Source organism: Chryseobacterium sp. JV558 (assembly GCF_033712365.1).
Classification (GTDB): Bacteria; Bacteroidota; Bacteroidia; order Flavobacteriales; family Weeksellaceae; genus Chryseobacterium.
Window position 1 is genome coordinate 559,299 of record NZ_WJHU01000003.1, and the last position, 14,404, is coordinate 573,702.

General features: G+C 36.6%; 15 protein-coding genes and 2 tRNA genes. 7 read left to right on the forward strand and 10 right to left on the reverse strand.

What is annotated here, in order from left to right; all coding sequences use genetic code 11:
- The first annotated feature begins 34 nt into the window (after positions 1-34).
- Positions 35-481 carry a DinB family protein gene (locus GFU89_RS13480; RefSeq protein ID WP_318847617.1) on the forward strand — a complete coding sequence of 149 codons (447 nt, stop codon included), beginning with the start codon at positions 35-37 and terminating at the stop codon, positions 479-481.
- A 191-nt stretch (positions 482-672) separates the two neighbouring features.
- On the opposite strand, the gene GFU89_RS13485 is transcribed toward GFU89_RS13480, so the two are convergent.
- A complete protein-coding gene (locus GFU89_RS13485; protein ID WP_318847618.1) occupies positions 673-1,293 on the reverse strand; it encodes an endonuclease III in 621 nt (206 codons plus the stop codon).
- 33 nt (positions 1,294-1,326) lie between these two features.
- Here GFU89_RS13485 and bcp point away from each other — a divergent pair, with 33 nt between their 5' ends.
- Positions 1,327-1,776 (forward strand): thioredoxin-dependent thiol peroxidase, encoded by a 450-nt coding sequence (bcp, locus tag GFU89_RS13490; RefSeq protein WP_318847619.1) that lies wholly within the window; start codon positions 1,327-1,329, stop codon positions 1,774-1,776.
- A gap of 93 nt (positions 1,777-1,869) precedes the next feature.
- Here bcp and GFU89_RS13495 read toward each other — a convergent pair whose 3' ends face one another.
- From GFU89_RS13495 to GFU89_RS13515, 5 genes are read right to left on the reverse strand one after another with little or no spacing between them, the layout of a single operon-like run.
- Positions 1,870-2,403 (reverse strand): GNAT family N-acetyltransferase, encoded by a 534-nt coding sequence (locus GFU89_RS13495; RefSeq protein WP_318847620.1) that lies wholly within the window; start codon positions 2,401-2,403, stop codon positions 1,870-1,872.
- Positions 2,372-3,034 carry a hypothetical protein gene (locus tag GFU89_RS13500; protein ID WP_318847621.1) on the reverse strand — a complete coding sequence of 221 codons (663 nt, stop codon included), beginning with the start codon at positions 3,032-3,034 and terminating at the stop codon, positions 2,372-2,374. The genes GFU89_RS13495 and GFU89_RS13500 overlap by 32 nt, the downstream gene beginning before the upstream one ends.
- A 32-nt stretch (positions 3,035-3,066) precedes the next feature.
- Complete coding sequence (locus tag GFU89_RS13505) at positions 3,067-4,149, reverse strand: mannose-1-phosphate guanylyltransferase (protein WP_318847622.1); 1,083 nt, start codon at positions 4,147-4,149, stop codon at positions 3,067-3,069.
- Between the two features lie 2 nt (positions 4,150-4,151).
- A complete protein-coding gene (locus GFU89_RS13510) occupies positions 4,152-4,745 on the reverse strand; it encodes a SprT-like domain-containing protein (protein ID WP_318847623.1) in 594 nt (197 codons plus the stop codon).
- A gap of 1 nt (position 4,746) precedes the next feature.
- The gene (locus tag GFU89_RS13515; protein WP_318847624.1) at positions 4,747-6,069 is read right to left on the reverse strand and encodes a TolC family protein; all 1,323 of its coding nucleotides are present in this window, start codon (positions 6,067-6,069) and stop codon (positions 4,747-4,749) included.
- Positions 6,070-6,254: 185 nt separating this feature from the next.
- On the opposite strand from GFU89_RS13515, the gene GFU89_RS13520 reads away from it, so the two are divergent.
- From GFU89_RS13520 to GFU89_RS13535, 4 genes are all read left to right on the forward strand, one after another.
- On the forward strand, positions 6,255-7,499 hold the full coding sequence (locus GFU89_RS13520; RefSeq protein ID WP_318847625.1) for a folylpolyglutamate synthase/dihydrofolate synthase family protein: 1,245 nt from the start codon (positions 6,255-6,257) through the stop codon (positions 7,497-7,499).
- Positions 7,500-7,541: 42 nt separating this feature from the next.
- Positions 7,542-7,616: transfer RNA gene (locus tag GFU89_RS13525), tRNA-Val, on the forward strand.
- A 34-nt stretch (positions 7,617-7,650) separates the two neighbouring features.
- A tRNA-Val gene (locus GFU89_RS13530) sits at positions 7,651-7,725 on the forward strand.
- A 116-nt stretch (positions 7,726-7,841) separates the two neighbouring features.
- Positions 7,842-8,963, forward strand: coding sequence for a hypothetical protein (locus tag GFU89_RS13535; protein WP_318847626.1), 1,122 nt, complete (start codon positions 7,842-7,844; stop codon positions 8,961-8,963).
- Here GFU89_RS13535 and GFU89_RS13540 read toward each other — a convergent pair.
- Genes GFU89_RS13540 through GFU89_RS13555 form a run of 4 tightly spaced genes read right to left on the reverse strand, consistent with a single transcriptional unit; the run spans position 8,953 to position 11,712 of the window.
- Positions 8,953-9,876, reverse strand: a complete 924-nt coding sequence (locus GFU89_RS13540) for a glycosyltransferase family 9 protein (RefSeq protein ID WP_413228596.1) — start codon at positions 9,874-9,876, stop codon at positions 8,953-8,955. The two genes, GFU89_RS13535 and GFU89_RS13540, sit on opposite strands and share 11 nt — an antisense overlap.
- 50 nt (positions 9,877-9,926) lie before the next feature.
- Complete coding sequence (locus GFU89_RS13545; protein WP_318847628.1) at positions 9,927-10,346, reverse strand: SufE family protein; 420 nt, start codon at positions 10,344-10,346, stop codon at positions 9,927-9,929.
- Between the two features lie 47 nt (positions 10,347-10,393).
- Positions 10,394-11,488 carry a glycosyltransferase gene (locus tag GFU89_RS13550; protein WP_318847629.1) on the reverse strand — a complete coding sequence of 365 codons (1,095 nt, stop codon included), beginning with the start codon at positions 11,486-11,488 and terminating at the stop codon, positions 10,394-10,396.
- Positions 11,485-11,712 carry a uroporphyrinogen decarboxylase gene (locus tag GFU89_RS13555; protein WP_109737861.1) on the reverse strand — a complete coding sequence of 76 codons (228 nt, stop codon included), beginning with the start codon at positions 11,710-11,712 and terminating at the stop codon, positions 11,485-11,487. The genes GFU89_RS13550 and GFU89_RS13555 overlap by 4 nt, the downstream gene beginning before the upstream one ends.
- A 152-nt stretch (positions 11,713-11,864) precedes the next feature.
- On the opposite strand from GFU89_RS13555, the gene GFU89_RS13560 reads away from it, so the two are divergent.
- Complete coding sequence (locus GFU89_RS13560; RefSeq protein WP_318847630.1) at positions 11,865-14,402, forward strand: ATP-dependent Clp protease ATP-binding subunit; 2,538 nt, start codon at positions 11,865-11,867, stop codon at positions 14,400-14,402.
- The last annotated feature ends 2 nt before the right edge of the window (positions 14,403-14,404 follow it).

Below are 14,404 nucleotides of genomic sequence, written 5' to 3' on the forward strand. Positions count from 1 at the left end.
TTTTATTTCATTCCTCTAAATAAACAAAATTGATATGATCACAGAAAGCCTGATCTCTCTTTACAACAGAGATTTAAATAAATTAAAAACAGAGATAGAAGCCTATCAAAACGAAGAAAATCTTTGGATAATCGATAAAAGTATCGCGAATTCTGCGGGAAATCTGGTCCTTCATCTGGTTGGAAATCTCAACCATTTTATAGGAACACATCTTGGAAATACAGGATATGTGAGACAACGTGACCTGGAATTTTCCTTAAAAAACATTCCAAGAACCGAACTTATTGAAAAAATAGAAGCAACTGCAACAATGATAAATTCTACTCTTTCTCAATTATCGGAAGACGACCTGAAAAAAGAATATCCTCTTGTTGTTTTTGAAAATAAAATGACCACAGATTACTTCCTGATCCACCTGATTGCTCACCTGGATTATCATTTGGGACAGATCAATTATCACAGAAGATTACTGGATATTTAAATCCATTACCTATAAAAAAACCTAAAATAAGCGCAACGATAACAAAGTAGTTCTTGCGTTTTATTTTAGTTCGCAAGGGCGTTTCACTTAGCAAGGAAACCCTTGTATTGGCTGAACGAAGTGCCCTTGCGAACTATTTTGATATCATTTTTCACAAAACCCTGGCGAACTTAGCGTTAAGTTAGAATAGGTTATTTCTCAAACATCATTTTCGTAATAAAATCCTTCTCTCCTTTTCCTCTTGCCGGAGAATATTCTCTTCCGTAGAAAATAATCTGAAGATGAAGCTTATTCCATACTTCTTCATGAAATAAACTCTTCGCATCACGTTCAGTTTCTACTACATTTTTTCCGGAGGTAAGTTTCCACTGCGTCATCAGACGGTGAATGTGTGTATCCACAGGAAAAGCGGGAAATCCGAAGCCCTGGCTCATTACAACCGAAGCCGTTTTGTGTCCTACACCCGGAAGGGCTTCCAATTCTTCATAAGTTTGGGGAACAATACCGTCATGTCTTTCCAATAGAAGTTCGGCCATTCTTTTTAAGTTTTTGGCTTTCGTATTGGATAATCCTATTTCTTTGATTAGTTCTTTGATTTCAAATTCTTCCAGCTTAGCCATTCTTTGCGGCGTTCCTGCTACTGCAAAAAGATCAGGCGTAACCTGGTTTACCTTTTTATCTGTGGTTTGTGCAGAAAGTGCCACTGCAACCATCAATGTATATGGATCGGTGTGATCTAACGGAATAGGCGTTGTAGGATATAATTTTTCCAGTTCTATCTGAACGAGCTGAGCTCTTTGTTTTTTTGTCATGTAACGCTTAAATTTGAACAAAATTAAATCATTATGCTGAAAGTTGGAGATAAATTACCTGAATTTGAAGAACTCAATCAGGACGGAGAAACAGTAACCTCATCAAAATTAATTGGAAAAAAACTAGTGGTTTTCTTTTATCCACAAGCAAGTACGCCAACCTGTACCGTGGAAGCCTGCAACCTGAGTGATAACTATACGAAGCTTAAAAAAGCCGGATTTCAGTTACTGGGAATAAGTGGTGATTCTGTAAAAAAACAGAAAAATTTCCATAGTAAATTTGCTTTCCCTTATGATCTTATTGCAGACGAAAACCGCAATATCATTGAAAAATTCGGGGTATGGCAGGAGAAAAAAACGTTTGGAAAAACATATATGGGAATTGTAAGAACAACCTTTATTTTTGATGAAAATGGTATTTGTACAAGAGTGATTGAGAAAGTGACTTCAAAGACTGCTGCTGAGCAGATTCTGGAAGGATAATTTCTTTTTTGGAAACACAGATATCACAAATATTTTCACAAATAACACAGATACATAATTGTGCTGTTTGTGAAAATATTTTTTTTGGACTTATTATTCTGTTTCGTAATAGTTTAATTCTTCGCTCTCTCCGGGAAGAATCACATGCTTTTTAAACTTTAATCCCAATTTTTCGATCAGATTTTGGGAAGAAACATTATCTTTTGAAATAATAGCTGATATTTTTGATAGCCCAAACTCATCCATCCCAATGGATTTGACCTTCTGAGCAGCTTCAAAAGCATATCCTTTTCCTTCAAACTCTTCCAATAGAGAATATCCTATATCCACGATATCAAGCCCTTCTCTTTCAAAGATTCCTACCGCTCCTACTTTTTCATTCCCTTCTTTAGTTACTAAAAGATAGTTTCCAAATCCCAGTCTTTCAATCTGTGGAGTAAATCTGTTCAGGATATAGTTTTCAGCATCTTCAATAGTATTAACATTACGGTTGCCGATATGTTGAATAAATTTAGGTCTGTTATAAAGCTCAAAGATAAAATCTCTGTCTTCACGAGACATTGGACGAAGTATTAATCGCTCTGTCTCATAGGTATTATTTGCGCTTGGGTGTTTTTTTAGGCTCATCTTTCTTTGGTTCTTCTTTTTTTTCGATTTTTAAAAGTCTCGGGTTATTAGTACACTTTTTATTATAAAGCTCAATATAGGTTCCATTGTCCTTCACATTGCTTACAGTACCTGTTGATTTATTTACAGTTACCGTATAATGTGTTTTCTGGTAAGGACACTCCTTTGAGGTCAGTTTTCCAAGGTCCAGATAATAATTCGATTTGTCTTCATGATAATTACCCGCAAGATCCTTGAATTCCTCATCCACCATATATCCTTCAGCAGCCAGCATGACAGCGGCTTCCTGAGCATTATCAATCCGGTCTATAAACTTCTTAAGTCCTTCAACATCGGTAACATAATTTACTTTACCTCCTTCCGAATAAGCAATATAATAAAAGCTGTCTTCACTGGGAAAAAGGTTGAATCCAGAGAACTGAGGGGTATAATTTACCTTACCCGAAATCTTTATTTCCTCACCTTTTCCATAGCTGTTGTATACCAATACCCATGAGTCTACCCTATTACCTGGATTTACCTGCTGTAAAATATTCGGAATGCTTGAAAATTTTTTCTTCTCCTGAGAATATCCTAAGATTCCCAAAAGTAAAAATGTAAGAATTGTAAATCGGGTTGCAGCTTTAATCATAATATAAAAATCAGCAGAAAATATACCAAATATTACATAAACTTATCTCCTTTCTTAAAGTTCTTTAAGTCAAGGACATAATCTTTTATAAGCTGGTCGTTATCCCGCGGGCAGATAAGAAGCGCTTTATCTGTATCTACTACAATGTAGTTTTCAAGGCCGTCAATGATTACCGCCTTGTTATTGTTTCTTAAACGGATAATATTTCCTTTTGAATTATAGGAAAGTAAGTGCTTTAATTTCACCGCATTTCCTTCTTTATCTTTTTCTGTATTTTCGTACACAGATGTCCAGGTTCCCAAATCACTCCATCCTAAGTCTGATGGAATCACATACACATTCTTTGCTTTTTCTAAAATTCCGTTATCAATAGAGATTTTCTGAACCTTTGGATAAATGGTTTCAATACAGCTGTTTTCTTTTTCTGAATTGTATTCACAAGCCATAAAATGCTGCATCATCTCCGGAAGATAAAGGTCAAAAGCATGGTGAATACTTTTTACATTCCATATAAAAATACCTGCATTCCAAAGGAAATCTCCACTTTCTAAGAAACTTTGAGCAATTTCAAGAATCGGCTTTTCTGTGAATGTTTTAACCTTAAAATATTCGGAACCTTTCTTTTCTACAAACTGAATGTAACCATAGCCCGTATCAGGTCTTGTTGGAGTAATTCCCAATGTTACCAGATAATCATGTTTTGAAGCTACCTCAAATGCCAGCCCCACTTTTTCCAAAAATACATCCTCTTTAAGGATCAGGTGATCTGCCGGAAGCACAATCATTGTTGCATCCGGATTGATCTCAGCAATCTTGTTAGCCATATACAGGTTACAAGCAGCCGTATTCTTCATAAGTGGTTCACCCACAATGTTTTCTTCAGGAATCTCCGGAAGCTGCTGATGGGAAAGAGCCACATATTCCTTATTCGTAATCACGAATATTTGTTCTTTAGGAATTACCTTGCTGATTCTGTCATAGGTCTGCTGAATCATAGTACGCCCGGTACCTAAAATATCCTGAAACTGTTTTGGAAATTTCTGCGTGCTCATCGGCCAGAACCGGCTCCCGATTCCTCCCGCCATTATAACACAGTATCTATCTGATTTTAACATTCTTAGCTACATTTTTCTACCCTAGCTAATGGCTTGAAAGAATACTTCCTTCCAGTAGCCAGGTTCTTACAAAGATAGTTTTTTTTAACTAGACCTTCTAATAAATACTTTTCGTTGCGGTATATAAAAAACTCACCCTTCTGAAGTTCTTCGATAAAATGAAGAGTATCATCTTGTTTCTCAGTATGAAAATATCTTACCAGATCAGGGCTTGCCATGAAATTTGCTTTGGGTGATTTTGAAAACTTTATGATAATAGGTTTTAGCTCTTCATCATAAATTTCAAGGCTTTCAAGGAGCATATTTCTGAAAGTTTCTTTCCATTCGTTGCCATGAGGAGAGATTCTTCGTCCATATTTTTCAAATGCAATCAAATGCGCGAGCTCATGGGTCAGTACAAAGAAAAAAAGCTGCGGGGTAAGCGTAGAGTTTACCGTAATTTCATGAGAATTGTCCGGAAGCCTTCTGTAATCTCCCAGTTTTGAATTCCTGTTTCTTGTAACTTTTATATGAATATAGTAATCTGAAAACCAGATTCTTAAATATTTAAGAGTATTGTTTTTAGGTAAATATTTTTCTAATGATTGAATAGGCATTTTACAAACTTAATGGAATTCCTGCATAGAAGTTCAGTAGTTTAACACTAAAAAGATAATTATATTTTGCCTGCGCTACTGATCCCTGTGCATTTGCATAATTATTTCTTGCGACATTCACATCGTAAATGGTTGTTCTACCAGCAGCATAACTTTTGTCAGCAAATTCAAGAGCCAGCTTAGAACTTTTTTCGGCTTCCACAGCTGCCAGATAATTTTCATAATTGGCATCTGCATCAAACTGAGCTTTCTGTATATTTTGTCTTACTGTTTGTTTCTGTTGTTCCAGGGAATTCTTGGCTAAACTTTCATTTAATTTAGACTGTTCTACCTGAAGTTTTGTTTTCCCTTTATTAAAGATAGGAATATTAAGTGACAGCCCCACATTTTGTCCAAACTGATCTTTAAATTGCTCAAAAAGATTTCCCTGCACAGTACCTGGCATAGGATCAAATTGTCTGTTATAGAAAGTGTTAAGACCAGCGCTCGCTGTTAATGTAGGCCAAAATGCTGTTTTGCTTACCTCTGTTTGTGCTTCGGCAGATCTTATCCTGCTTTCGGCTGCTTTGATCTGAGGTTGTATTTCATAAGCCGTTGCAAGCACTTCATCTACAGCAGTAAGCTGTAAATCAAGTTTTTCCGAAACATTCACATCTTCAACATCAAAACCCTTATAATCTGAAAGCTGTAAAAGCTGAACGATGGCAAACAAAGCACGGCCAACGTTTACTTCTGCTGTTTTAAGGTTTTGCTTTTCTCTTGCCAGTGCAGCTTCAGCCTCTGCCAGAACCGTCTGAGCAGTTGTTCCTACATTAGTTGTTATTTTAGCTCTGTCAAATTGTTTTTGAGCATTCTCCACAGCACTCTGAGAGATTTTAACAATCTCTTTATTTAACAATGTAGTCAGATATTGTTGAGCGATCTGAAGGGAAATATCATTTTTAATGGTTTCAATGTCATATTGACTTGCTTCTACATCAAACTGAGCTTTTCTTATATTTTTCTCTAACCTCCCATTATTATACACCAAAACATCGGCTCCCAGACCAACACTATTATTGAACCTATCGTTTCTAAAGCTTCCAGCTCCTAATGATCCTTGTCCGAAACTCACCCCACTTGTAACACTTCCAGATAGGGAAGGTAAATAATCTTTTTTGGCCGCCTTAAGGTTGTATTCCTGGTTTTGTTTGTTATACTGATTTTGGATAACCTGAAGATTATGCTCCACTGCATAGCTTACGCATTCTTTTAAGGACCATTTCTTCTGAGCGCTTAAACCCAGATATCCTAATCCAAAAACGATGATCCAAACTTTTTTCATATTATGTAGATGTTTATTTGTTTTTAATGGTCATATGGAATCGTGTTATCTTCATCAGTATTGTACCTTGCAAATCACAGCGACTTCATATTAAGATTTTTCAATATTAGACGAATTAAATATAAAAAAGTTACAGATTGAAAAATTATATTTTTTTTTAAGAAAACTTTTGGGAATTTTGTACCATGACAAATGAACAATACCAGGAAGCTATTGACTGGCTTTTCGTACAGATGCCCAACTATCAGATAGATGGACAGAAGGCTTATAAACCCGGGCTTGACAATATTACAAAGCTTTGTGCTTTCTTTGGAAATCCGCAGGATAAAATAAAATGTATCCATATCGGCGGGACTAACGGAAAGGGCTCTTCCAGCAATATGCTGGCATCCGTTCTTCAGGAAGCTGGCTATAAAACGGGATTATACAATTCTCCCCATCTGATCGATTTTACAGAACGCATTAAGGTTGATGGAAAAAACTGTAATAAAGAATTTGTCTTTGAGTTTATTCAAAAATTAAGAACGCTTCCGGAAGATATCCGACCTTCTTTTTTTGAGTTTACTACGATTATGGCTTTTGAATATTTTTATCAGCAGCAGGTAGATTTTGCCATTATTGAAGTTGGGTTGGGAGGAAGACTGGATTCTACCAATATTATTCAACCTTTGATTTCTGCTATTACGAATGTTCAGCTGGATCATCAGAATATTCTGGGAGATACCATTGAGGAAATTGCTGCAGAAAAAGCAGGAATTATTAAAAACAGCATTCCTGTAATCTCTGGTGATGAAAATGAAATAGTCAAAAATATTATCAGAGAGAAAGCAGCAAAAGAAAATGCCCCGTTTATAGACGCAACTTTTATTGAGACTGATCTCGACTCTGATCTGAAGGGAAATTATCAGAAAAAGAATCTCAGAGTGGTATTGGCTGCGGTAGAAGAATTAAGAAAACTGGAAGTATCTATTTCCGACAGAGATCTTGCAAACGGACTGCTCCATGTTCATCAGAATACAGGGTTCATTGGCCGTTGGTTTGAATTTTCAAAAGAACCGCTTATAATTTGTGATACGGGACACAATCAGGCAGGTTTGGAGTATGTTTTTTCACAACTACGTTCAATTGACAGGCACAAACATATCATTTTGGGGTTTGTGAATGACAAAAAAATAGATGATGTGATGAAATTGCTTCCTGAAAATTCTGAATTTTATTTTGCAAAACCATCCGTCAACAGGGGAAGACACCCGGAAGATTACGAAAATCTGCTTCAGGAGGCGAAAATTTTTTATAAAATTTTTGATTCTGTGCAGGAAGCATATCTATCTGCAAAAGAACGATGTACAAACGAAGAAATGATTTTTATTGGCGGAAGTAACTTTGTTGTTGGAGATTTTTTAGAAAAAAATTTGGAGATATCTGAATAAGTTGTATATTTGCACCACTCTAAACGAGGAAACAAGTTATAGGGGCTCTTAGCTCAGTTGGTTCAGAGCATCTGGTTTACACCCAGAGGGTCGGGGGTTCGAATCCCTCAGGGCCCACAAAAAGGATACTGAAGCCTTTCAAAAAATTTCAGGGCTCTTAGCTCAGTTGGTTCAGAGCATCTGGTTTACACCCAGAGGGTCGGGGGTTCGAATCCCTCAGGGCCCACGAAAATCTCTCAGGAAACTGGGAGATTTTTTATTTTATATCATAATCAATTTATCAGGCTCCCCTTCCACTTTCCTTATATTTATTTACCTTTGCCTGCATTTGAATCCCTTGACGTGAAGGAACTCCATATCATATCATTCAACTATCCCTACCCTCCTTCTTATGGCGGGATCATTGATGTGTATTATAAGATCTGGGCTTTATCTGACCTAGGAATAAAAATCCACCTTCATTGTTTTGTTGATCAGGTTCCTGAAACAATTGATCAGGAAATAGAAGAAATCACAGAAAATGTCTTTTTTTATGAAAAGAAAAAGAATCCACTCCTCTATTTCTCAGGAATTCCTTTTGCAGCTGCAATAAGAGATTCTGATGTACTTCTTAAAAACCTGGAAAAGATCAATGCTCCGATATTATTCGAAGGACTGCAGACAACACATATCATCAGGTTTCTGAAGGATAGCGGACACCAACTATACCTCCGTCATCATAACAACGAAACAGAGTATTATAAAGGTCTTTCATCATCAGAAAAAAACATCTTCAAAAAGATTGTGTACAGAATTGAATCCTTAAAACATAAAGGATATCAGAAAAAGCTTTTAAAGAAGTTTGATGTGGTATTCTGTCTGTCTGAAAAGGAATATGATGAAGTGAAGATGTATTCGGGAAATGCACAATTGATTCATATTTTCCATGGCAATCAATCGGTAAAGCAGCTGGATAAAAAAGGAAATTATTTTCTTTTTCATGGAGACCTTACCACTGCTGATAACAAAAAAGCACTGATTGAGACTATTGATTTATTCAAAACTCTTCCACAGTATAAACTTGTTGTTGCCTCTGACCGTGCCAGTGAAGATATTAAAAGAAAAATTTCAGCGGTTGAAAACATCAGCCTCACTCCTATCCTGACCACAGAAAACCTTCACCATCTTCTGGAAAATGCCCATGCCAATATTCTGATCTCTTATCAGAATTCAGGAACCAAAGTGAAGCTTTTCAACACTCTTTACAACAGTCGTTTTGTGATTATTAATGGAAATATTACAGATGATCCCATTTTGACAAATTTATGCTTGTATGGGGCCAATATGGACGAAATTCGCCAACAAATTATTACCTCAGCTGAAAAAAACTATGATGACAATGAAAAGAGAAAGGAAATCTTAGAAAAAACACATTCGGATCATGCTAAAGCCGAACAGATTGTAAAGATTATTTTTAAAAATTAACCCGGTCTATCACTTTCTGAATATTGAATTCCTCAAGACAAGCCCAGTCTCCTCTGTAGCACTCTTTATCCCCAAAAACAGAACACGGCCTGCAGGTAAGGTCTTTTACCTGAACCACATCTTCTTCACTCTGCCCGAATCCTAAAAATCCGGCATAGGGATGAGTAGCTCCCCAAATCGAAACACATCTTGTTCCTACAAGACTTGCAAGGTGCATATTCGCAGAATCCATGGAAATCATCAGTTCCAGCCCGGCAATATGATTGAGCTCTTCAGTAAGGTTTAGTTTTCCGGAAAGATTTTTCGTATTAGGAATCTCTCTTTCCCATCTTTCAAGGGTTTCTGTTTCTGTTTTACCGCCTCCAAAGAAATATACCGTATGTTTCTGAGCCAGAATTCTCACCAGTTCATATGATTTTTCCAGAGGAAGCATCTTTCCCTTATGTTGGGCAAAAGGAGCAAACCCAATTCCTGATTGATGCTTCGAAGTGGGTCTGAGCTGATGGGAAAGCTCAACTTTGAATCCCATTTTCCGGAATACATCAGCATAACGCTCCACCGTTTTCTCTAACTGTACTTTCTCAAGGTTCCATACATCCGTAAGATGTTCTTTCTCCTCTTTACCTTTATCTATTTTGAAAACTTTAAGTCCTTTTCTTCTATATATTCTGTCTAAAACCTTGGTCCGGATTACGTCATGAAGATTGGCAATACAATCCGGATTAAATTCCCTGATCAGTTCATTGCTCAGTTTTCTCAATCCAAAGAGGCCTTTATAATCATCAAGATCAATTCCTTTAAAAGTCACATTAGGAACTCCCGCAAACAACGCTTCAAAATTCTTCCTGGAGACCATAATAATTTCCACACCGGGGTTCTGCTCCAGAAATTCTCTGAAAACAGGCACAGTCATCGCAACATCTCCGAATGCGGAAAAACGATATGCTAAAATTTTTGTCACGGCTATGATTTCAGTTGATAGGCAACTGCATAAAACTTGATTTGTTTGGTCATTGCCATCAATCCATTTGCTCTGGATGGCGAAAGAAACTCCTGTAATCCTATTTCAGCAATAAAATCAAAATCAGAATCCAGAATTTCCTGAGTAGAATGTCCACTATAAATACTTACTAAAAGAGAAACAATTCCTTTGGGTAAAATACCGTCAGAATCTGCATTAAAGAAAAGTTTCCCATCTTTAAATTCAGCATCAATCCAAACTTTACTCTGGCAGCCTTTAATCAGATTTTCTTCAGTTTTACTCTCTTCCGGCAAGCCTTTCAGTTCTTTTCCAAGATCAATGATGTACTCATACTTTTGCTCCCAATCTTCAAGAAAAGCGAACTCGTCGATTATTTCCTGCTGTTTTTCTTTAATGGTCATTTTTAATCAAATTACTTTTGCAAAGATAACCAATTTTGTAAAATTTATTACCGGGATGCTTTTTCAAAAAGCTGAAGAATTTTTGTTTCTTCATTCTCCCAGCAAAATACATCTGCAGCTTTATTAAGTTCGCTCTGATAGTACAGTCTTCCTCTTTCAAGAACCAGATTAATTGCTTTTTCAATCGTTTCAGGCTGATGATCTGTAATGATCTCTCCTACATTAAACTGATTTTTTATACGCTGCATCTCCGGAAAATTGATCATAACAAGCGGCACTCTGGACTGAATATAATCACAAACCTTGTTGGGAAGTGAATAATAATAACTGACTCCGTTATTCTCTTCAAGACTAAATCCTACATCTGCTATTTTTGTTATTTCCCTAAGATTTTCCGGTTTCAGTTTACCAAGGAAAAAAACTTTGTCCTGCAGTTTTTCCTGAATGACAAGCTCTTCATATATTTTTTTCTTCGGTCCGTCACCAGCAATTTTAAGAACAGCGCCTTTAATATGATGCATGGCAACAATCATTTTTTCAATTCCTCTGGACTGGTTAATCGCTCCCTGATACAGAATAATTTTAGGATGATTTTCCGGAATTTCAGGAGCAGAAAGAATTTTTCTCGGAATATTTCTGACAACTACTGGGTTGACATTGTATTTTTCGTGAAACCATTCGGCGTAGCTTTCACTTTCCGTCATCATCAATTTCACATGAGGAACCAGCTTTCTTTCCAGCACCCTCCAGAATTTTTGTGAAAACCTGTTTTGTACCGATGGCATTTCTGTGAAAATTTCATGACTGTCAAAGACCAACGGGATATTAAGTTTTTTGGCAATGAGATAATTTGGCAGAAGTGCATCTATGTCATTGGCATGAAGGATAGTATCTTTGTCAGCTTTTTTCTTTAGCTCCTTATACAGCTTCCAGTTGAATTCAAAATAGGCAGTCTTTAGACTTTTTGACGTCAATTCTATTCTGGAAAAAGGATAAGGACGCTCCATTTTCTCATTTCCTTCCCAGTCATTTCCTATAAGTTCTATTGGATATCCATTATCAAAAAGCGTTTTACACACCTTTTCTATTCGCTGATCCGTATACAGGCTGCTAAAAGCTGAAGTGATTACTTTTTTTCTCATTCCTTTTTCTTGCCTAGTATTAAATGATAGATCTGGATAAGGCAGATCAATCCGTTGGGAATGATAACCGGCCATAACGGCCCGCTAAAAAAGCCATAAATGACAAAACAAAAACAGCCAATCATATTGACAATTCTAATTTTTCTTACATCTTTCAGTATGAAACTCAGCACGATAAAAACTGAGGCAGAATATCCGATATAAGTAGTAGATTCGGGGCTCATGAGAAATTTTTAAGGATAACAAACTTAATCATTTTCAATAAGATAATAAAATTTTTTACTGCCATAAAGTCATTAATTGATTTTTGGTAAAATATTTGTAATTTAGATAATGAATAAAAGGTAATGTTGCCTTTGTTCTAATGAGATATATTATGGATTATAAGTTTTCACAAGGTTTGAGCCAGGTGTTCAAACAAAGCAAAAGCGAAGCTAAACGGCTGAAAAGTGAATTTCTTAATACAGAACATCTACTTTTAGGTATTATAAAAACGGAAAACTCTGCAAAAGAAATCCTTCAAAACCTTAATGCGGATTTAACACAAATCAGAAGAAAAATTGAAACTTTAAATACAGCAAGTCTAAATCCTATTTCTGAAGAGGTTACCAATATTTCTTTCACCAAGATGGCAGATCATGCCATTAAGCGTGCGGAGCTAGAATGCCGACAATATAAAAGCAATGAGATTAATACCGTTCACCTGCTTTTAGGTATTCTTTATAAATATGAGGACCCTACTTCAAATATTCTGGGAGCTTACGACATCGATTATGAAGGAGTTTCAAGAGAATACCAGACTATGCTTAAAAATTCTGGCCAGTCTCCACAGATGAGTGCTTATGATGATGATGATGAAAGAGAAGAATTTGAGCAGATGAGAAAGCCTACAGGAAATCTAGGTTCTGCAAAAAGTAAAACGCCTACTTTGGATAACTTTGGTAGAGACCTTACTTCTTTAGCTAGAGATGGAAAACTAGACCCAGTAATCGGCCGTGAAAAAGAAATTGAGAGAGTTTCTCAGATCTTATCCCGTAGAAAGAAAAACAACCCTCTTCTTATCGGAGAACCGGGAGTTGGTAAATCTGCCATTGCTGAAGGTTTAGCATTAAGAATTCAACAGAAAAAAGTGTCGAGAGTTCTTTACGGAAAACGTGTAATCACTTTAGACCTGGCAAGTTTAGTTGCCGGAACTAAATACCGTGGTCAGTTTGAAGAAAGAATGAAGGCCATCATGACGGAACTGGAAAAAAACAGAGATGTCATCTTATTTATTGATGAGCTTCATACGATTGTAGGAGCAGGAAGTTCTACAGGAAGTTTAGATGCTTCCAATATGTTCAAACCTGCTTTGGCAAGAGGTGAAATTCAATGCATCGGGGCAACGACTCTGGATGAATACCGTCAGTATATAGAAAAAGACGGTGCTTTAGAAAGAAGATTCCAGAAAGTAATGGTAGAGCCTACTTCTATTGATGAAACCATTCAGATTCTGAACCAGATCAAAGATAAGTATGAAGAGCACCATAATGTAGTGTATACTCCGGAAGCGATTCTGGCGTGTGTTAATCTGACATCAAGATATATTACAGACCGTTTCTTACCGGACAAAGCGATTGATGCAATGGATGAAGCCGGATCACGTGTTTACATCAAAAACATGAAAGTTCCTACCGAAATCATTGATTTTGAAAAGAAGATCGAAGAGATTAAGGAAATGAAGCAGAAAGCTGTAAAAGCTCAGGATTATCTTGAGGCAAGAAAGCTTAAAGATGAAGAGGAACGTCTTCAGATGGAATTGAATGTTGCTCAGGAAAAATGGGATAAAGATGTAAAAGAGAAAAAAGAAACCGTAACGGAAGAAAATGTAGCGGAAGTGGTTTCTATGATGAGTGGAGTTCCTGTAACGAAAGTTGGTAAGAATGAGCTTGACAAACTTGCCCAGATGGATGAAAAACTGAACGGAAAAGTAATTGGTCAGGAAGATGCTGTGAAAAAGGTTGTGAAAGCAATTCAAAGAAACAGAGCAGGTCTTAAAGATCCAAACCGTCCTATCGGTACCTTTATTTTCCTTGGAACAACCGGGGTTGGTAAAACCGAGCTGGCTAAAGTAATGGCAAGAGAACTCTTTGAATCCGATGAATCTCTGATCAGAATTGACATGAGTGAATACATGGAGAAATTCGCAGTTTCAAGATTGGTAGGTGCGCCTCCGGGATATGTAGGATACGAAGAAGGTGGTCAGCTGACTGAAGCAGTAAGAAGAAAACCTTATGCTGTGGTTCTTTTGGATGAGATTGAAAAAGCTCACCCTGATGTATTCAATATTCTGTTACAGATTCTTGATGAAGGACATGTTACAGACAGTTTAGGCAGAAAAATCGACTTTAGAAATACGATTATCATTCTTACGTCCAATATCGGAACCAGAGATCTTAAAGACTTTGGAGACGGTGTAGGATTCGGAACTTCAGCTAAAAAGACAAGTTCAGATACAAGAGCAAGAAGTACTATTGAAAGTGCTCTTAAGAAAGCATTTGCTCCTGAATTCTTAAACAGAATTGATGACATTGTGATCTTCAACTCTCTTGTTCAGAATGATATCAAGAAAATCATTGATATTGAACTAAACAAATTGTATGGCAGACTTGAGAAATTAGGATATAAAGTTGACTTAACTGAAGATGCTAAAAACTTCATTTCTGAAAAAGGATGGGATAAAGATTTCGGTGCAAGACCATTGAAACGTGCCATCCAGAAATATATTGAAGACTTATTGGCAGAAATGCTGGTAAACAAGCAATTGAATGAAGGAGAAACCGTAGTTCTTGACCTTAATGAGGCTAAAGACGGATTGATTGGAAAAACGCAGAAAACAAAAAAATCTGCTGCTGAGAAGTCTTCTCAATCATAATT